The 18,963-nt window shown below is 68.6% G+C and carries 16 protein-coding genes; 7 read left to right on the top strand and 9 right to left on the bottom strand.

Features of this window, described 5'->3' with window-relative positions; all coding sequences use genetic code 11:
* Positions 1–6: 6 nt before the first annotated feature.
* Positions 7–981 (bottom strand): DUF389 domain-containing protein, encoded by a 975-nt coding sequence (locus IG65_RS0106730; RefSeq protein WP_051755459.1) that lies wholly within the window; start codon positions 979–981, stop codon positions 7–9.
* A gap of 138 nt (positions 982–1,119) precedes the next feature.
* Positions 1,120–2,904, bottom strand: coding sequence for an aspartate--tRNA ligase (aspS, locus tag IG65_RS0106725; RefSeq protein WP_036523561.1), 1,785 nt, complete (start codon positions 2,902–2,904; stop codon positions 1,120–1,122).
* A 308-nt stretch (positions 2,905–3,212) separates the two neighbouring features.
* On the opposite strand from aspS, the gene IG65_RS0106720 reads away from it, so the two are divergent.
* Both IG65_RS0106720 and IG65_RS0106715 read left to right on the top strand, forming a co-directional pair.
* Positions 3,213–4,112: a neutral zinc metallopeptidase gene (locus IG65_RS0106720; RefSeq protein ID WP_030513956.1), complete on the top strand. Its 900-nt coding sequence runs from the start codon at positions 3,213–3,215 to the stop codon at positions 4,110–4,112.
* Positions 4,113–4,210: 98 nt separating this feature from the next.
* Positions 4,211–4,759, top strand: a complete 549-nt coding sequence (locus IG65_RS0106715) for a hypothetical protein (protein ID WP_051755457.1) — start codon at positions 4,211–4,213, stop codon at positions 4,757–4,759.
* 15 nt (positions 4,760–4,774) lie between these two features.
* Here the strand turns inward: IG65_RS0106715 and IG65_RS0106710 are convergent, their stop codons facing one another.
* The 4 genes from IG65_RS0106710 to IG65_RS0106695 all read right to left on the bottom strand — a co-directional run bounded on the left by IG65_RS0106710 (position 4,775) and on the right by IG65_RS0106695 (position 10,101).
* Positions 4,775–5,854 (bottom strand): 2-oxoacid:ferredoxin oxidoreductase subunit beta, encoded by a 1,080-nt coding sequence (locus IG65_RS0106710; protein WP_030513954.1) that lies wholly within the window; start codon positions 5,852–5,854, stop codon positions 4,775–4,777.
* Positions 5,851–7,803: a 2-oxoacid:acceptor oxidoreductase subunit alpha gene (locus tag IG65_RS0106705; protein WP_036523466.1), complete on the bottom strand. Its 1,953-nt coding sequence runs from the start codon at positions 7,801–7,803 to the stop codon at positions 5,851–5,853. The genes IG65_RS0106710 and IG65_RS0106705 overlap by 4 nt, the downstream gene beginning before the upstream one ends.
* Positions 7,804–7,974: 171 nt before the next feature.
* Positions 7,975–9,018, bottom strand: coding sequence for an Rv2578c family radical SAM protein (locus tag IG65_RS0106700; protein WP_036523464.1), 1,044 nt, complete (start codon positions 9,016–9,018; stop codon positions 7,975–7,977).
* A 90-nt stretch (positions 9,019–9,108) separates the two neighbouring features.
* The gene (locus IG65_RS0106695; RefSeq protein ID WP_030513951.1) at positions 9,109–10,101 is read right to left on the bottom strand and encodes an NAD-dependent epimerase/dehydratase family protein; all 993 of its coding nucleotides are present in this window, start codon (positions 10,099–10,101) and stop codon (positions 9,109–9,111) included.
* A gap of 174 nt (positions 10,102–10,275) precedes the next feature.
* Between IG65_RS0106695 and IG65_RS0106690 the strand changes: the two genes are divergently transcribed.
* The 3 genes from IG65_RS0106690 (at position 10,276) to IG65_RS0106680 (ending at position 13,342) form a co-directional block, all read left to right on the top strand.
* A complete protein-coding gene (locus IG65_RS0106690) occupies positions 10,276–10,599 on the top strand; it encodes a type VII secretion target (protein ID WP_030513950.1) in 324 nt (107 codons plus the stop codon).
* A gap of 3 nt (positions 10,600–10,602) precedes the next feature.
* Positions 10,603–12,264, top strand: coding sequence for a hypothetical protein (locus tag IG65_RS39645; protein ID WP_156055514.1), 1,662 nt, complete (start codon positions 10,603–10,605; stop codon positions 12,262–12,264).
* 208 nt (positions 12,265–12,472) lie between these two features.
* The gene (locus tag IG65_RS0106680) at positions 12,473–13,342 is read left to right on the top strand and encodes a TIGR03619 family F420-dependent LLM class oxidoreductase (protein ID WP_030513948.1); all 870 of its coding nucleotides are present in this window, start codon (positions 12,473–12,475) and stop codon (positions 13,340–13,342) included.
* A gap of 25 nt (positions 13,343–13,367) precedes the next feature.
* Here the strand turns inward: IG65_RS0106680 and IG65_RS0106675 are convergent, their stop codons facing one another.
* The 3 genes from IG65_RS0106675 to hisS all read right to left on the bottom strand — a co-directional run bounded on the left by IG65_RS0106675 (position 13,368) and on the right by hisS (position 17,103).
* Positions 13,368–14,375, bottom strand: a complete 1,008-nt coding sequence (locus IG65_RS0106675; RefSeq protein WP_030513947.1) for a malate dehydrogenase — start codon at positions 14,373–14,375, stop codon at positions 13,368–13,370.
* A 702-nt stretch (positions 14,376–15,077) separates the two neighbouring features.
* Complete coding sequence (locus tag IG65_RS0106665; protein WP_051755455.1) at positions 15,078–15,734, bottom strand: hypothetical protein; 657 nt, start codon at positions 15,732–15,734, stop codon at positions 15,078–15,080.
* Between the two features lie 91 nt (positions 15,735–15,825).
* Positions 15,826–17,103: a histidine--tRNA ligase gene (hisS, locus tag IG65_RS0106660; protein ID WP_030513944.1), complete on the bottom strand. Its 1,278-nt coding sequence runs from the start codon at positions 17,101–17,103 to the stop codon at positions 15,826–15,828.
* Positions 17,104–17,268: 165 nt separating this feature from the next.
* On the opposite strand from hisS, the gene IG65_RS0106655 reads away from it, so the two are divergent.
* Together IG65_RS0106655 and IG65_RS0106650 are read left to right on the top strand one after the other, a co-directional pair.
* Positions 17,269–18,135 (top strand): peptidylprolyl isomerase, encoded by an 867-nt coding sequence (locus IG65_RS0106655; protein WP_030513943.1) that lies wholly within the window; start codon positions 17,269–17,271, stop codon positions 18,133–18,135.
* Between the two features lie 198 nt (positions 18,136–18,333).
* Positions 18,334–18,906, top strand: a complete 573-nt coding sequence (locus tag IG65_RS0106650) for a hypothetical protein (RefSeq protein ID WP_030513942.1) — start codon at positions 18,334–18,336, stop codon at positions 18,904–18,906.
* The last annotated feature ends 57 nt before the right edge of the window (positions 18,907–18,963 follow it).

Genomic DNA, 18,963 nt, shown 5'->3' with positions numbered 1-18,963 from the left:
CCGGCCTCAGCGGTCGTCGCCGGACCACCAGCGCGCCAGCACATTCAGCCGCTTCGGACGTGGCGGGCCCAGCGCGTGCCCGTGGTGGGGACGCAGTTGCAGCACGATGATGCCCGCCACGACGATGCCGACCATGTTCACGCCCAGCTGGCCGATCGACTCGAAGGCCTTGTGCCACTCGCCGACGGTGGCGGCGACCGCGGCGAAACCCGCGGCCGGAATCGTCGTCACCGAGATGAACACCCCGACCAGCGCCGCCGACTTCGCGGTCACCAGCGACATCATCCCCGCCGCACCCGCGAGCAGGGCCACCACCAGCGAAAACGGCCCCACCTCGTAGATGAAGTCCACATTGCGGATGGCGTGGATGCGATCGACGGTGATCCAGCCGAACTGTTCCCACACCAGTGAGGCCAGTGCCGCGATCCCCATCGCCACCGGGAAGCCGATCAACAAGGCCAGGATCGAGCGGCGGGCGAGGCGAAAGTTTCTGCGCACCACAGCGACCGCGATGGCGGCCAGCGGCCCGAACTCGGGGCCGACCACCATGGCGCCGACGACCGTCACCGGTGAATCGGTGGCAACACCGACGACGGCCAGCAGGCACGCGATCGTGATGAACGACAGGAATGTGGGGCTGAGCGTCGATTCCTCGTGGGTCTGGGCGAGCAGCTCCGCCCAGACGATCGCATCCGACGGATCGCCCGGCGCCGCCTCGACCGCGCGGTCGGCCGGTGCCGACAGCACCGTTTCCACCGGGGAGAGCATGATGCCGCCGTAGTCGCCGATGCCCAGCCCGCGCAGACCGGCCAGCACGTCGTTGGCCGACTCGCGTGCGATATCGGCTTGGACGAGATCACCGGGCGGTTCGACCGAGGCGCCGCGCTGCACGGTGATGAGCGTGGCGCCGGGCTCGGACCGCAGCGCGGTCACCGCGGCGTCGGTCGACTCCGGTGGGCACACCGCCCGCAGGTGCAGCACCTCAATCCCCTGTCGTCTGCAGATCGTCCGGCACCGAGTGGCGCCGGACGATCTGCAGACTAACCGGTGCGCGGCCGCGGCTGCCCCCAACCACGGTGGCGCTCACGGGTTCGGATCGAAGCGGTTCGCGGATCGGACCTACGTGGTCTTCGGCTTGCCGTGCTCGTCGAGCACCACGTCGAGGCCGGCTTCCTTGCGCTGCTGCGCGGTGATCGGGGCCGGCGCGTCGGTCAGCGGGTCCACACCGCCGCCGGACTTCGGGAACGCGATGACCTCGCGGATCGAATCCACTCCGGCCAGCAGTGCGGTGATGCGGTCCCAGCCGAAGGCGATACCACCGTGCGGCGGCGCGCCGAAAGCGAAGGCGTCCAACAGGAATCCGAATTTCTCCTGCGCCTCGTCGTGGCTGATGCCCATGACCTTGAACACCCGCTCCTGCACGTCGCGGCGATGGATGCGGATACTGCCGCCGCCGATCTCGTTGCCGTTGCAGACGATGTCGTAGGCGTAGGCCAGCGCCGAGCCGGGATCGGTGTCGAAGGTGTCGATGGACTCCGGCTTCGGCGCGGTGAACGCATGGTGCACCGCGGTCCAGGCCGAATGCCCGAGGGCCACATCACCGCTCGCGGTGGCGTCGGCGACGGGTTCGAACATCGGCGCGTCCACGATCCAGACGAACGCCCAGGCGTCCTCGTCGATCAGGCCGCACTTGCGCGCGATCTCGCCACGCGCCGCGCCCAGCAGCGCCCGGCTCGACTTCTCGTCTCCGGCGCCGAAGAAGATGCAGTCGCCCGGCGCGGCACCGACGTGCTTGGCCAGCCCCTCGCGTTCGGCGTCGGACAGGTTCTTGGCGACCGGGCCGCCGAGGGTGCCGTCCTCGCCGACCAGGATGTAGGCCAGGCCCTTGGCCCCGCGCTGCTTGGCCCACTCCTGCCAGGCGTCGAGCTGGCGCCGCGGCTGGCTCGCCCCACCCGGCATCACCACCGCGCCGACGTACGGCGCCTGGAAGACCCGGAAGGGCGTGTCCTTGAAGTACTCGGCACATTCGGTGATCTCGATGCCGAAGCGCAGGTCGGGCTTGTCGGTGCCGTAGCGGCGCATCGACTCGGCGTAGGTCATGTGCGGGATGGGGGTCGGGATCTCGTGGCCGATCAGCTTCCACAGCGCGACCAGGATGTCCTCGGCCAGCAGGATCACATCCTCCTGCGTCACGAAGCTCATCTCCAGGTCGAGCTGGGTGAACTCGGGCTGGCGGTCGGCGCGGAAATCCTCGTCGCGGTAGCAGCGGGCGATCTGGTAGTAGCGCTCCACACCGGAGACCATCAGCAACTGCTTGAACAGCTGCGGGCTCTGCGGCAGGGCGTAGAACTTGCCGGGCTGCAGGCGTGCGGGCACCACGAAGTCACGCGCGCCCTCGGGGGTGGACCGCGTCATCGTCGGGGTCTCGACCTCGACGAACGCGTGCTGGGCCAGCACCTCGCGGGCCGCGGCGTTGACCTTCGACCGCAGCCGGATGGCGTGGGCGGGACCCTCGCGGCGCAGATCGAGGTAGCGATACTTCAGGCGCGCCTCCTCACCGGGCTGCTCGTCGAGCTGGAACGGCAGCGGCGCGGCCTCGTTGAGCACCTCGAGTTCGGTGACGTTCACCTCGATCGCACCCGTGGGCAGGTTCGGGTTCTCACTGCCGTCCGGACGCGCCTCGACCACACCGGTGACCCGCACGCAGTACTCCGCGCGCAGCCTGTGGGCGTGCTCGGCCGGCTCACCCTCGCGGAAGACCACCTGCGCGACCCCCGACGCATCGCGCAGATCGATGAAGATCACGCCACCGTGGTCTCGCCGCCGGGCCACCCAGCCGGTGAGGGTGACGGTCAGACCGGCGTGCTCGCTTCGCAGCGAACCAGCCAAGTGGGTGCGCAGCACGGGATTCCTTTCGACGACACGGTGCACCGGGCGCGGGATGACCTGGTGCGCCCCCATGGTAGTGAGACAGGTTCGGCGGACGGAAACCGATATCCGGCTCCCCGCGTCCCGCCGGGGCGCGCACAGCTCGGCCCCGACGGCGGGCGCCCACGGATCCGCCGTCTGGGCCCGGGGGATTCGCCGTCGGGGCACCAGGCTGACACGAAAGCCACTCGGCCCTCGAGCCGCGGGCGCTCATGCAAAGCTGTAAAGGTTGTTTCGGCTGACCGAGCGCCGAGCAGCCCACTCGATCCACAGGAGCAGCAACGATGACCTTCAACGAAGGTATGGATATCGATCCGGACCGGGTCTCCACCGGAGGCGGAATGGGTCCCAAACTCGCCCTGGGCGGTGGCGGTGGCCTGATCGTGCTGATTCTGGCGGTGCTGTTCGGCGTGAATCCGGGCAATCTGCTCGGCAGCGGAACATCGGGAACGCAGACCGGCGGTGTCGACACCTCCGTCTGCAAAACCAACGGTGACGCGAACCGGTATGCGCAGTGCCGGGTGGTGCTGACCGCGCAGAGTCTCGACGGCGTCTGGGGCGGGGTGCTGCCGCGTCAGACCCGGGTGCAGTACACGAAGCCCGGTGTGACGCTGTTCACCGGCTCGGTCAACACTCGATGCGGCAATGCGACCAGCGCGGTCGGACCCTTCTACTGCCCGGCGGACCGCAAGGCCTATTTCGATACCGGGTTCTTCCAGGAACTGCGGGACAAGTTCGGTGCGGCGGGTGGTCCGCTGGCCGAGGAGTACGTGGTGGCGCACGAGTTCGGGCACCACATCCAGAACCTGCTGGGCGACAGCGGCCGTGCCCAGCGCGATCCCAAAGGCCCCGACTCGGGATCGGTTCGCCTGGAATTGCAGGCCGATTGCTACGCGGGCCTGTGGGCGAGCTACGCGGACAAGACACCGGCGCCCGGCGGATCTCAGCCACTGCTGAAGCCGTTGTCCGACAACGACATCCAAGACGCGCTCTCCGCCGCGGCGGCGGTCGGCGACGATCGGATCCAGAAGGCCGCCACCGGGCGGGTGAATCCGGAAGGATGGACGCACGGTTCGTCCACCGAACGGCAGAAATGGTTCCTGACCGGCTACCGGAACGGCCAGGTCGCAGCGTGTGACACCTTCTCGGCAGCGGATCTGAACAATCCGCCGGCCCTGCGCTGAGCGTGGGCGGCGAGCTCTTCGAGCGGGCGGGCCGCTCGGATGTCGGTAGCGGTGCGGTTCACAATGGTCGGCGAGACCGAGACGAGTGGAGGGCAGAAGTGAACACTGTGCGGGAATTCGGCGGTGCGAGGCGAGGATTGCCGGGTGTGCGGGCGGCTGTGGCGGTATGCGCCGCGGCCCTGACGATCGCCGGCGGCGCGATGACCGCCGTGGCCGACGAACCCGCGGCCGGACTGTCGGTGGCTCTGACCACGATCCCGGGCGGGGAGCACGCCGGGGTGACCCCGGTCCCGACCCTGCTCGTCTATTCCGATGGGCATGCGGTCGACAGCCCCGACGCCGCTAATCCGGATCGTCCGGCCGACAAGGCACCGCAGCAGCGCAACGGACACGTCTCCCTCGACGCCGTCCACGCCGCCGCCGAGGACGCCAAGAAGTTGGCGGCAGCGGATCTGGGCATGCCCAAGGACGGCAACGGCGGATCCACCCTGCTCGACTTCCTGGGAGCCACACCCGACCAGGATGTGCATCTGGTGGTGTACTCCCCCGGCGGCACCGACGGACTCACCGACGCACAGAAGGCCGACCGCAGCCGTTTCGCGGACCTGTGCAAGAAATTGGTCGACGCCTTCGTCGCCGACCGCTGAGCCGGCCCGGCCGGCTCAGCCGACCGTCCAGGTTTCCCTGCCGTTCAACAGCTCCTGAAGCGACTGCGGCCCAACCGGTTTGCGCTCGACGGCCACTGCGGTTTGCGCACGGACCCCGTCGTCGTAGGTGGGGCGGGTGACGTCGCGGAAGATGCCGATCGGGACATGAGTCAGGTCCTGGGAGGTCAACCGCGAGAGCGCATAGGCGTATTCGGATCGTTCGCAGTGGGCGTCGTGCACCACGATCTCGCTCTCGGCGACCTCCGCGGTCGCGACGACCTCGAGCCCGAAACCGTTGCGCACCACCGCGAATTCACCGTCGGCGCCGAAGCGGATCGGTTCCCCGTGCCGCAAGCGGATGAGGTGCGATTCGGCGTTGTCGCGGCGCAGCGCGTCGAAGGAGCCGTCGTTGAAGATCGGGCAATCCTGAAGGATCTCCACGAACGAGGTCCCGCGGTGTTCGGCCGCGGCGCGCAGCACCTCGGTGAGGCCGGCGCGATCGGAGTCGAGGGCGCGCGCGGCGAAACTCGCCTCCGCTCCCAACGCCACCGACAATGTGTTGAACGGATGGTCGATCGAACCGAGCGGCGTCGACTTGGTCACCTTCCCCAATTCGGAGGTCGGTGAGTACTGGCCCTTGGTCAGGCCGTAGATCCGGTTGTTGAACAGCAGGATCGTCATGTTCACGTTGCGACGCAGCGCGTGGATCAGGTGATTGCCGCCGATCGAGAGGGCGTCGCCGTCGCCGGTGACCACCCAGACCGACAGATCCGGCCTGGTCACCGCGAGTCCGGTGGCAATAGCCGGGGCGCGACCGTGGATGGAGTGGATGCCGTAGGCGTCCAGGTAGTACGGGAATCGGCTGGAACATCCGATTCCCGAGACGAACATCAGGTTTTCCCGCCGCAGGCCCAGCTCGGCGAGGAAGCCGCGGACGGTTGCGAGAATGACGTAGTCACCGCATCCCGGGCACCAGCGCACCTCCTGATCGGACGTGAAGTCCTTGACCTTCTGCGGCCCCTCGGCGCCGGGTACTCCGGACACGCCGGTCAGGCCGAGATCGGCGCCGATGAGCGAGGTGTCGGCGATGGTCATCGGTATCCCCCTGTCGTGCGGTAGGTCGCCCGGGCCCGGGCATCGAAGGCCTTGTTCTGTTCCAGCTCGCCGATGGATCCGTCCAGTGCCGCGTCGATGACGCCGACCAGCTCTTGGGCGGAGAAGGCGGTCCCGGCCACCTTCGTCCACGGCTGCACGTCGACCAGGTATTTGCCGCGCAGCAGCAGCGCGAGCTGGCCGCCGTTCATCTCCGGCGCCACCACCCGGCGATAGCGCCGCAACACGTCGCCGGTATTGGCGGGGAACGGATTGAGGTGCCGGAGATGCGCTTGCGCGACCGGTACGCCGCGGCGGCGCGCCCGCCGGCACGCCTCACCGATCGGGCCGTAGGAACTGCCCCAGCCGATCAGCAGCAATTCGGCGGTGCCGTCGGGATCGTCGACCTCGAGATCAGGCACCGCGATGCCGTCGATCTTCGCCTGACGCAGGCGCACCATCAGTTCGTGGTTGGCCGGATCGTAGGAGATGTTGCCACTGCCGTCCGCCTTCTCCAGCCCGCCGATCCGGTGGGCCAGGCCGCCGGTGCCGGGCCTGGCCAGCGGCCTGGCGAGGGTTTCCGGGTCGCGCGAGTAGGGCTGGAACGGTGCCCCGGCCGCGGCGCCGTCTTCCACCGGTGGCTCGAATGCCGGGTCGATCGGCTCGAGGTCGGAAACCCGCGGAATCGACCAGGGTTCGGATCCGTTGGCGATGGCGCCGTCGGACAGCAGCAGCACCGGAGTGCGATAGGTGAGCGCGATCCGCGCCGCGTCCACCGCGGCGGCGAAACAGTCCGCCGGTGAGCGGGGCGCCACCACGGCGACGGGCGATTCGCCGTTGCGCCCGTACAGCGCCTGCAGCAGATCGGCCTGTTCGGTCTTGGTGGGCAGACCGGTCGAGGGCCCGCCGCGCTGGACGTCGATGATCACCAGCGGCAGTTCCGTCATCACCGCCAGCCCGATGGTCTCGCTCTTGAGCGCCAGCCCGGGACCCGAGGTGCTGGTCACGCCGAGTGCGCCGCCGATCGAAGCTCCCAGTGCCGCACCGATTCCCGCGATCTCGTCCTCGGCCTGGAAGGTGGTGACGCCGAAGTTCTTGTGCTTGCTCAGCTCGTGCAGGATGTCGGAGGCCGGCGTGATCGGGTAGGTGCCCAGGAATACCGGCAGCCCGGACAGCTGCCCGGCCGCGATCACGCCGTAGGCCAGGGCGGTATTGCCCGTGACCTGCCGGTAGGTGCCCGGCGGCAACGCGGCGGGCGCGACTTCGTATGTGGTGGCGAAGGTTTCGGTCGTTTCGCCGTAGTTCCAGCCGGCCCGGAACGCCAGCACGTTCGCCTCGCCGATTTCCGGCGTGGCGGCGAACTTCTCGCGCATGAAGGCCTCGGTACCGCCGAGCGGCCGGCCGTACATCCACGACAGCAGCCCCAGGGCGAACATGTTCTTCGCGCGCTGGCCGTCCTTCTTGCCGACTCCGGCCGGTTCGGTGGCGGCCAGTGTCAGCGACGTCATCGGCACCCGGTGCACCACGAAGTCGCCGAGGCTGTCGTCGGTCAGCGGATCTCGCTCGTAGCCGACCTTCGCGAGGGTGCGTTTGGTGAACTCGTCGGTATTGACGATGACCGTCGCGCCCCGTGCGAGATCGTCGATGTTCGCCTTCAGCGCGGCCGGGTTCATGGCGACCAGTACGTCGGGCTGATCGCCCGCGGTGAGAATGTCGTAGTCGGCGATCTGGATCTGGAACGACGACACCCCGGGGAGCGTGCCCTGGGGTGCTCGGATCTCGGCCGGAAAGTTCGGCTGGGTGGCGAGGTCGTTGCCGAAGGCGGCCGCCTCGTGGGTGAATCGGTCTCCGGTCAGCTGCATACCGTCGCCGGAATCACCGGCGAAGCGGATGACGACCTTCTCCAATTTTTCGCTGCCGGTGGGGTCGTCAACGCCCTGATTCGACACCATGCGCCTGCATCACTTCCTCGTAGGGATGAGGTACCACACGCCAAGTTACTCCGCGGCTCGCCGGAGAATCCGTGGAACGAACAACCCGGCGAGCATGCGGTACAACGAATTTCGGCCGCACGCGGCCGGGCCCCCAGGGGCCGGTGGGTCCGCCGGTATCCGGCGGAGCGATCAACCGAACAACGCCAACTGCGGGTCGGACCGTAGTGCCTGTATGTCATCGCCCGGCTCGGAGAGGCCCGCAGCCCGGCCCCGCGCCGGTCGTTCCCGGTGCCGGTCGAGCCGATACCGGGTGAGCAGCGGGTCCACCCGCTGCCGTAACCACGCAGAATACTCCGGTGTGACGTACGCCCCACGACCGTACAACTGCCGGTATCGCCGCAGGAGCGCCGGGTGATGTTCGGCCAGCCACTGCAGGAACCAGCCCCGGGTACTGCCGCGCAGATGCATGGGCAGCACGGTGGCCCGCGCCCCGCCGGACGCCGCGATCGCGCCGAGCAACCGGTCCAGGTGGGCGACGTCGTCGGTGAGATACGGAATGACGGGAGCCACCATCACGTTCACGTCGAATCCGGCCTCGGTCAGCACGCGCACCAGTTCCAACCGGGCCCGCGGGCCGGGCGTACCCGGCTCGACCGCGCGGTGCAGTTCTTCATCGACCGTCGCGATCGACACCGCCAGACTCACCGGGACCACCTGGGCCGATTGCACGAGCAGCGGCAGGTCCCGCCGCAACAACGTGCCCTTGGTGAGAATCGAGAACGGCGTGCCCGCGTCGGTGAGGGCGGCGATGATCCCGGGCATCAAGCGATAGCGACCCTCGGCCCGTTGATAGGGATCGGTGTTGGTGCCCAGCGCGACCGGCTCGCGCCGCCACGAGCGACGGCGTAGCTCCTGGCGCAGCACCGCGGCCACATTCGTCTTGACCACGATCTGGGTGTCGAAATCACGGCCGGCGTCGAGGTCCAGATATTCGTGGGTGGGCCGGGCGAAGCAGTATCTGCAAGCGTGTGAACAGCCGCGCATCGGATTGATCGTCCATTCGAACGGCACCGCCGAACGCTGCGGCACCTTGTTCAGCGCGCTCTTGCACAGCACCTCGTGAAAGGTGACGCCCTCGAATTCCGGCGTCTGCACGCTGCGGACGAACCCGGCACGCTCCAGCCCTGGAAGCGCGCCGTCGTCGGCTGCCGGGTTCTGGTTCTGCCATCGCACCCATCCAGTCGAACACCCGTTCGATACGATATCAAGGACCGCGCCGCGGACGCACCCCGCGCACGCCGCGGCGCCGGCCCCGCAACGATCTCAGGCCATACTGCTCGCGACCGTGCGCACGGACTCGCCCTTATAGAAAGCCACCAGGTCACGCACGGTTTCCTCGGTCGGCCGGGGCAGGTATCCGAGTTCGGTCCGCGCCTTGGTTCCGTCGATCACGGGAGCCGACAGCAATGCGCCCATCGCCGCCCGCGACACCCGATCGCTGCCCAGCATCTTCCCGATCGGTTCCAGCACGGGCAGCGCACCGGAGATCACCTTGGCCGGAATCGCGAAGCGCGGGCCCCGCTTTCCGTTGACCTGGGCGGCGAGCTGGGTGACCTCGAGCATCGTCACCATCGCGCCCGAGAGCAGATAGTTCTCGCCGGTACGCCCGCGCTCGCCCGCGAGAATCAGGCCGGTGGCGACGTCACGCACGTCGACCAGATCGAATCCGCCGCCGATCATCACCGGCACCCGGCCGCGCGCGGCGTCCCACAGCGTCGTGTTGATCCGGGAGTCGGAGTGGTCGACCGGGCCGTAGACACCGGTCGGATTGCAGATCACGGCGTCGAGACCCCGGTCGACGACCGCGCGCAATTCGACCTCGCCCTGGAATTTTGAGCGGTCGTAGACCGGCAACCCCGGATCGACCGAGCGCGGCGCGGTCTCGTCGATGCGGCCGCCGCAGGTGTACTGATCGAACGCGTGGATCGAACTCGCGTGCACCATGCGCCGGGCGCCGACCGCGAGTGCCGCTTCGGCCACCACCCGCACTCCCTCGGTGTTCACGCGCCAGGCCAGATCGTTGCGATGCGCGAGGGTGATCACGGCGACGAGGTGGTAGACCACCTCGGCCCCGGCCAGTGCCGAACGCATCGACACCGGATCCAGCACGTCGCCGCTCACCCAGGTCACACTCGGATCCGTTGCGCCGGAGGGCCTTACCCGGTCGATGGCGGTCACCTCGTGACCGCGCTCCACCAGCTGGTGGAGCAGATTCGTGCCAAGGAAGCCGGCTGCGCCGGTGACTGCGACCTTCATGCGACGAGAATATAGAACCCGTTCTAATTTGCAACATGTTCTAGTTTGTCGGACTCGAATCGCGTCGGCCGGGTCGGTTATATTGAGCCCAGCCCAGCCTCCGGTCGACGCCCGGTCGCGAGGCTTGTTCGACGTTGACGACTCAGTTGACCACGATGATTGGGGGGCAGTTCGATGAGCGATCTCACCGCCGACCAGAGCGCGATCAGCGCGTTCGGGGCGACACATCAGAGCATCGGAACCGAAATCGCGGGAGCGGCCGATATGGACACCGCGACGCATGTAGCCGCGATGACGCCCGTTTTCGGGCTCATCGGCGCCGACTATCTGGCGATGTTCGCCGCCGCGCAGGTACTGCATTGCAGCGATGTCAACGACCTGTCGGCCAAATGTAATCACTTGGGGCAGTCCGCATTCGGCACCGTCGCGATCCTCGGCGACAACGACGGAGCCGCCGCCGGCGCCCTGGGCGCCATCGGCAACGCGATCGGAGGCTGATCGGTGCACACCATCGGTTCCGGAACCGACTCCGGCGTCATCGCCGCCCCGGCCGCACCCGCCGCCGACACCTCATCGATCGCGCCCGCCGCACCGGTATCCACTCCGGATCCCATTCTGGCCTCGGCCGCACAGCAGGGTCCGATCACCGATATCCCGCTGCCGCAGCTGCCGCCGGATACGCCGCCCGCATCGGCGCCGGCCTTCACCACCGCACGGAAAGAGTTCGAGGACAACGGTTCCCACGGAATCGGCGCTCCGCACCTGCCCGGCGGAGGTTCCGGCACCCCCGATGCCGGCGACGCCCATACCGGCGTGCTGGGCGACGCCGCGTCGCCGCTGCTCGGCGCGGGCCACGAGGCGCTGCATCAGGCCGCCGGAGCGCTCGGTGCGGTGCCCGGCGCGCAGCACGTGCTCGACGGGGCCCAGGCCGCGGTGAACCAGGCGCCGGCCGCACTCGACGGTGCCGCCGGCGCGGTCCAGCAGGCCGCCGCTCCGGTCGCCGCGGCGTTGCCGGCGACTCTGCCGCCCATGCCCGCCGATCCGGTGGCCGCGCTGATGAACGGTATGGCCCTGCCCGCGCTGCCGGGTATCGACGTGCTGTTCAAACCGTTCATCGACCTGCTGTCGAGTTTCGGCACCGGTGTGATGGGGGCCCTGAATCCGGCCGATCTGCTCAGCCAGTCCTCGCAGGTCATCCAGAGCGCCATGCAGATCGGCATGGGCGCGATGAAATCGGTCGAGCAGGTCTGGCAGGGCCAGTCGGCCAGTAGTGCCCAGGCGGCGGGCCAACAGGTCCAGGCGCACGGTGAGGACGCCAGCCAGCGCGGCTTCGACATCTCGAAACTCACCGACGAGGCAGCGGCGGTGGTGCAGCGCGGCAACGTCCAGCTCACTCAGGTCGCCCAGTCGTTCGCGACCCAGGCCACCGCGCTCGCGCCGGTTGCCCTGACTCCACCCGGACAGGCCACGCTGATCGCCACGGCCACCGAATATCTCGGCCAGGCGGTCACGATCGTCAACGCCACCCGAGGCGAATTGGGCGGCTACACCGGCCAATTGGCGAATGTGGTCAACCAGCTCGCCGGCCAGTACGCGCCGCAGGCGGCCGATGCCGCCCAGGCGGTCGCGCAGAACGTCGGACAGCCGGTCGTGGAGCAGGCCCAGAATCTGCTATCGGGCGGCGGTGCGGACACCCAGGCCGCCGGTCTCGGTGACCTGACCGGTTCTGGCCTGCCGGGGGCTTCGACGCATGCCAGCGCCTTCGGCGGTAACGGCGCGCACCCGGGTTCGATGAGCGGCGGCGGGCTGAGCGGTCTCATGGGCGGGCTCGGCGGCACCGCGTCCGGCGGCGGCGCAGCGGCCAAACCGGGCCTGGGCTCCTCGGTTCCGGGCGCCCGGCCGGGAATCCCCGGGATGCCGTTCGGTCCGGGCATGCCCGGTATGCCCGGCCAGGGAACGCCCGGTTCGGGTTTCATGGGCGGCGGCACACCGGCCGCCGGGCAGCGCAACTCCGACGACGAGCGCGGCCGCACGGTGCAGAACTACCAGAGCCTCACCGGCAACACCGACCTCACCGGCCCGCTGGGAGAGACCGCGCCCGAGGTCATCGGCCAGACCCATTCCGACGAGCTCATCAGCGATTACGAGAACGACCAGCTCTGATCGCCGCGGCGCGGCGGCCGAATCATCACCCGGAATGGCCCGGACCGTACGGTCCGGGCCATTCCTCGTCGGGAGCCGTACTTAGAACAGGTTCATTAGCCCGATCAGTGGCCGAACTCAGGACAACGCACTGCCTATCCCACTAGGATCGCCAGCACAACTAGAATCTGTTCTAGTTTCATATCGGCAACACCCGAGAGGACCACCGATGCGTTTCACCTACGCGGAGGCGATGACCGATCCGGCGCACTACGTACCGCTGGCACAGGCCGCCGAGGCGGCCGGATTCCACAGTATGACCATCGCCGACAGCGTCGCCTATCCCGCGGAGTCGGATTCGACCTACCCGTACACCCCGGACGGCAACCGGGAATTCCTCGACGGCAAACCGTTCATCGAGGCGTTCATCCTCTCCGCCGCGCTGGCGGCGGTGACCACCAGTCTGCGGTTCACCCCCTTCGTGGTGAAGCTGCCGATCCGCCCGCCGGTGCTGGTGGCCAAACAGGCCGCCTCGCTCGCCTACCTCAGCGGCAACCGCTTCTCGCTCGGGGTCGGCATCAGCCCGTGGCCCGAGGACTTCCAGATCATGGGCGTGCCGTTCGAGCGGCGCGGCAAGCGCATGGACGAATGCATCGAAATCGTGCGCGGCCTCTCGCGGGGCGAGTACTTCGAATACCACGGCGAGTTCTACGACATCCCGAAGATCAAGATCACCCCGGGTGCCACCGAACCGCTGCCGATCCTGGTCGGCGGCCACAGCGATGCCGCGTTGCGGCGCGCAGTGCGCCTGTGCGACGGCTGGATGCATGCCGGTGGCGATCCGGAGGATCTCGACCGCATGCTCGCCCGGCTGAACGAATTGCGTTCCGAGCGTGACTCGTCCACGCCGTTCGAGATTCACGCGGCCTCGCTGGACGCCTACACCACCGACGGCATCAAGCGGCTCGAGGACAAGGGCGTCACCGACGTGATCGTCGGCTTCCGCTACCCCTACGTCGCCGGCGACGACACCGAGCCGCTCGCGGACAAGATCGCACATCTGGAGAAGTACGCGGAGAAGGTCATCGCCAAGGTGTGATCGGCGGCGCGAGCGGTCGATCGGCTCAGCCGCGCTTGGCGAAGCCGAGATCGATCACCGCCTCGCGCTCGGCCGCCAGCTCGGCAACGCTGAGATCGATACGCTCGCGCGAGAATTCGTCGATCTCCAGATCCGGCACGATCGAGTACTCGCCGCCGGCGCACGTCACGGGGAACGAACTGATGAGCCCCTCCGGCACCCCGTAGGAGCCGTCGGAGGGCACCGCCATCGACACCCAGTCACCGGACGGCGTGCCCAGTACCCAATCGTGAATGTGGTCGATGGCCGCACTCGCCGCACTGGCCGCCGAAGACGCCCCGCGCGCGGCGATGATCGCCGTACCGCGTTGCTGGACGGTGGGAATGAAGCTCTCGCGCACCCAGGCCGGATCGTCGACCACGCGATCGGCCGGTTGCCCGCCGATCAGTGTGTGGCTGATATCCGGATACTGCGTCGCGGAGTGGTTGCCCCACACCGTCATTCGCGTGATCGAAGCGGCCGGGGCGCCACTGCGCGCGGCGAGCTGGGCGATGGCCCGGTTGTGGTCGAGCCGGGTCAACGCGGTGAAGCGCGCGGCCGGGACGTCGGGTGCGTTGCTCATCGCGATGAAGGCGTTGGTGTTGGCCGGATTTCCGACCACCAGCACCTTCACGTCGTCGGCCGCGCTGGCATTGATCGCCGCGCCCTGATCGGTGAAGATCGGCCCGTTGGCCGCCAGCAGATCCGAACGCTCCATCCCCGCGGTGCGCGGGCGGGCGCCGACCAGGACGGCGACCGAGGCGCCGTCGAATCCCACCCACGGATCGTCGCTGATATCGATCGATTCGAGCAGCGGGAAGGCGCCGTCCTCGAGCTCCATCGCCACCCCCTCGACGGCGCCGACCGCCGCCGGAATCTCGAGCAACCGCAGCCGCACCGGCGTCTGCGGGCCGAGCATGGCGCCGGAGGCGATGCGAAACAGCAACCCGTAGGCGATCTGACCGGCCGCTCCGGTGACGGTGACGGTCACATGCGTGCGGGTGGCATTGCTCACGACAACTCCTTGTTCACGAGAACTCGACGGTCGGCTTCGATCTTCACCCTAACGACCCTCACCGGCCGAAAGCCGGCACCGTGAGCAACCAGACAGCTCGAGCGGATCCTCACCCTCCCGCAACCGTTTTCGGCGTTCCGTCCGGCGGCCTCGCCCGCCACCTGCCCACACGGAAGGGGTGCCACCCCTCCGGTGGCACCCCTTCTCGCGACAGCTCAGATGCACCAGACGACACTGCCCAAGGGGAAGCAGATCGCGACGGAACCGTCGATGTCGCTGGCCGTCGGAGAGGTGCCCGATGGGGTCGCGGCAGACGCGGCGGGGGCTACGACAGCCCCGAGGGCCACTGCTAGAGCGGCAACCGCCGCTGCTTTACGGAATTTGATGGTGTGCATGGCGAACCCTTCGTTCGAACTCTTTCGATCTTTGAACCTTCCAAGTCTCAGTGTTCGCTGCACACGGGAGGATTACTAGACATGGAAGGTCAAGCCCCTGCCGGTTCGGGTACCAGTGTGGTCACAGCCCCGCGATATAGCGGGACGCCGGCCGAACCGAAGTAAGCTGAAAGATTGCCAACCGGGGAGGATGCCGAAACGCCCGCCCGCACCGACACCGCTATTTCGTTACCGGACGGTGATCACATATCGTTCGTGCCGCGCACCGCAGCGGTGATTTACGTCCGTTTCGTCCCGAGCGGGACACTTATGCCGCGCTATCTCGGCTCAGCGTGGCGATGTCACTGTCGCTCAGCCGCACCGGCTGCACGATATCGCGCGCCCGCACCAGCTGCACCGCCCGATACAGCGGCCGCTCCTCCAATCCGGCGTCCCGAGCCTCGGCCCGCAACTGCCCGACCAGCAATCCGGACAGCGCCAGCGCGGCGGCCAACTCGGCGGAGGAGAGCGCGTCGGCGAGCTTCCGCAATCCCAGGATGTGCAGTTCACGTCCGCTGCCGGCGTCGGTGTACATCGCCAGCGGCACGGTCTGGGTCCGGCCGCCGGCGGTGATCCGCAGCGCGATCCGGCTCAGCCGTCCCGGATACACGAGCACCTCGACACCCGTCGCCGCGGCGACGTCGAGCCGCCGTCGCCCTGCCAGCGTCCGAGCCTCGATCACGGTGCCCGACAACCACATTCGCCGTCGCCGCACCGCCAGCGCGTAGATCGCCGTCGGCGCGCCGAGCACCGTGCCGACCACGACGCCGGCCGGCCAGCTCACGACCAGCCCGACCACCACGCCGACGACGACACCCGCACCGATGGCACCCAGCGCCAGTCGCCGCAGCATCGGCGCGTACAGCTCCGGTGCGATGAGGTCGAGGCCGACCGGCTGCTGCGCCGCGGAATTCGCGTCGTTCACGAGGCCGCGCTCATCCGCACACGCCGCACCGGCCGGCGCGCCGACCGGAAAGCGATGCGCGCCACGGTTTCCCAGACATGCTCGGACCGTACTACCGCTGCGCGCCCAGCGCCGCCGACACCTGCGCCACCACCTCGGCGAGCGGGATCTGGCGCTGCTCACCGGAGCCGAGATCCTTCAAGCCCACCTGTTCGTCGGCCAGGTCCCGGTCGCCGAGGACCAGCGCGAACGCCGCACCGGACCGGTCGGCGGCCTTCATCGCGCCCTTCACGCCGCGCCCGCCGTAGGCCAGGTCGACCCGGATCCCGGCCGCGCGCAGGTCGGCCGCGAGCACCACCAGCCGGGCCATCGCCGCCTCCCCGAGCGGCACCCCGAACACATCGACCCGCGCGGGTTCGCCCGCGGCCTTACCCTCGGCCTGCAACGCCAGCATGGTGCGGTCGACACCGAGTCCGAACCCGATCCCGGACAGCGGCTGGCCGCCCAGTTCCGCCATCAGCCCGTCGTAGCGCCCACCGCCGCCGATACCCGACTGCGCGCCCAGGCCGTCGTGCACGAATTCGAACGTGGTCTTGGTGTAGTAGTCCAGGCCGCGCACCATGCGGGGGTTGACCACATACGGCACACCGAGCGCGTCCAGGTGGCCCAGCACCTGCTCGAAGTGCGCCTTCGCGGAGTCGGAGAGGTGGTCGAGCATCAGCGGCGCCTCGGCGGTGAGGGCGCGGACCTCCTTGCGCTTGTCGTCGAGCACCCGCAGCGGGTTGATCTCGGCGCGGTGGCGGGTCTCCTCGTCCAGCGGCAGGGCGCACAGGAACTCCTGGAGAAGTTCGCGATACTGCGGCCGGCAGGTCTCGTCGCCGAGCGAGGTGATCTCGAGCCGGAAGCCCTCGAGCCCCAGCGACCGGAAGCCCGCGTCGGCGATGGCGATCACCTCGGCGTCCAGCGCCGGATCGTCGACGCCGATCGCTTCCACGCCCACCTGCTGCAACTGCCGGTAACGTCCGGCCTGGGGCCGCTCGTAGCGGAAGAACGGGCCGGAATAGCACAGCTTGACCGGCAGCTGACCGCGGTCGAGGCCGTGTTCGATCACCGCCCGCATGACCCCGGCCGTGCCCTCCGGCCGCAGGGTCACACTGCGTTCACCGCGGTCGGCGAAGGTGTACATCTCCTTGGTGACCACATCGGTCGATTCGCCCACACCGCGCGCGAACAGCGCGGTGTCCTCGAAGATCGGCAACTCCACATGTCCGTATCCGGCCAGTCGCGCGGCGTGCACGAGCCCGTCCCGTACGGCGACGAACTCCGCCGAGGTGGGCGGCACATAATCCGGAATCCCTTTCGGGGCGGTGAAGCTGCTGGTCTTGGTCACAATGGTCCAGTTTCCCCCACCCGGACGCGGCAAGTCCAACCGGTTCACCCAGCACGGGGCCGAGCAGCGCGATTGTACGGAACGATCCGGGGAAGTTAGGGGTCGTCTCAGGAAGTGATGGCACACTCTTATGCCGATACGCAACCGACACGGGAGGACCGGGTAGTGCCGACCAACGAACAGCGACGAGCGGCGGCCAAGCGCAAGCTGGAACGCCGACTGGAGCGACAGGCGCAGCGTGCGCGCAAGCGTAAGCAGCTGGCGATCGCCGGATCGGCGCTCGGTGTGGTCGTGGTCGTCGCGGCCGGCGTCGGGATCTACTACCTGACCCGCGGCGACGACACCGCGAACGCCGCGGCCAAGACCCCCGACGCCTCGCTCTCGTCCACCCCGCAGGCCGCTCCCCCGCCGGAGGCCAAGCCCAAGACCGCGACGGTGAGCTGCGCCTACACCGATGCCGGGCAGGCCGCCAAGCCGGTGCACAAGCCCGAGCAGGCCGAGGTCTCGACCGCGGACTCGCCGAAGGTCGCCGTCGACACCAACCGGGGGCCGATCGGCATTTCGCTCAACGCCGGTGAATCGCCCTGCACGGTCAACAGTTTCGTCAGCCTGGTGCAGCAGAAGTTCTACGACGGCACCCCCTGCCACCGCTTGACCACCGGCGAGGGTCTGAAGGTGCTGCAGTGCGGTGATCCGAGCGGTCAGGGCAACGGTGGACCGGGTTATGCCTTCCCCAACGAATACCCGACCGACCAATTCGCGCCCGGCGACCCCAACGCCCAGCGGGTTCCGGTGCAGTACAAGCGTGGTGTGGTGGCGATGGCCAACAGCGGCCCCGATACCAACGGCAGCCAGTTCTTCCTCGTCTACGGCGATTCCCAGCTGCCGCCGCAGTACACCATCTTCGGCACCGTCGACGAGGCCGGGCTGAAGACCCTCGACGCCATCGCCAAGGACGGCGTCGAGGACCCGTCGACCGGCGACGGCGCGCCGAAGCAGCCGGTCACGGTGAAGACGATGCAGCTGAGCTGATCCCCGGCGCGGGCCCGGATCCGCCTGCGATGGACCGGATCCGGGGTTAGGCTGCCCTGCTCCGCGCTGGTAACCTCATAGAACGGACAGCGCTGAAGGTGGGGCGCCGCCACCACGGATCGACCGTTCGTGTGGCGGAGTCCGATACGAAGCACCACAATCGTCCACAGAGACAACTGCAGCATCGGGGAGCAGGCAATGGCCGAGGAACTCGACGACATCGGCCGCGAGACAGCGGCTTTGATGAGGCAAATGTTGCAGCTTGCGACACTGGTCGCACTGCGCACCCGCGAACGTGGTCAGCGAGAAGCCGAAGCGCGCGTGAAGGTCACCCAGGAGCGGATCAAGGAGACCCGGGAGCGGTTGCTGCGCGAGGCTCGCGAAGCCAAGGCGAAGGATCCGCGCAACCTGGAATTGGCCCGGATGCTCGAGCGGCCCGCCCTGGAACGCGGTATCTCGCTGGAGAAGGACCGCCTGGAACATTCCCGGGTGGCGCGCGGCGCCCGCACCGCCGAGCGGCAGAAGGCGCGTGAACGCGAACTGACCCGCTACGACTCCCCCGAGCGACGCCAGGCCTTGGCCGCCCATCTGTCCCGCGTCGGGGTGGCGCCGGAATTGGCGGCCGTGCGCATGCTCATGGACGTCAGTCAGGCGCAGCCGCCGCAGGCCGCGGTCCGCACCCGGCCGGAGGAACCGCCGCGGGTCACCCGCGCGCGTGAACACGACGAGCGGATGCGCGAACGCGAACGCGGCCGCGATCGTTCTCGCTGACGAACCCGCTCACGACTATGCCGCCGACCCGGAACGGGTGGCGGCACAGTCGTTTTC

Source organism: Nocardia sp. NRRL WC-3656 (assembly GCF_000720265.1).
In the GTDB taxonomy this organism is placed as follows: Bacteria; Actinomycetota; Actinomycetes; order Mycobacteriales; family Mycobacteriaceae; genus Nocardia; species Nocardia nova.
Note: the sequence above shows the minus strand (reverse complement) of the source record. Positions and strands in the feature narration are given on the sequence as shown.

Bases quoted from the DNA above. Each gene is read 5' to 3' on its own strand.
- IG65_RS0106695 (WP_030513951.1), bottom strand. From the start codon at position 10,101: ATGAAGGTCGCAGTCACCGGCGCAGCCGGCTTCCTTGGCACGAATCTG.
- IG65_RS0106650 (WP_030513942.1), top strand. From the start codon at position 18,334: ATGGCCGAGGAACTCGACGACATCGGCCGCGAGACAGCGGCTTTGATG.
- IG65_RS0106680 (WP_030513948.1), top strand. From the start codon at position 12,473: ATGCGTTTCACCTACGCGGAGGCGATGACCGATCCGGCGCACTACGTA.
- IG65_RS0106720 (WP_030513956.1), top strand. From the start codon at position 3,213: ATGACCTTCAACGAAGGTATGGATATCGATCCGGACCGGGTCTCCACC.
- IG65_RS0106705 (WP_036523466.1), bottom strand. From the start codon at position 7,803: ATGGTGTCGAATCAGGGCGTTGACGACCCCACCGGCAGCGAAAAATTG.
- IG65_RS0106690 (WP_030513950.1), top strand. From the start codon at position 10,276: ATGAGCGATCTCACCGCCGACCAGAGCGCGATCAGCGCGTTCGGGGCG.
- IG65_RS0106710 (WP_030513954.1), bottom strand. From the start codon at position 5,854: ATGACCATCGCCGACACCTCGCTCATCGGCGCCGATCTCGGCCTGACC.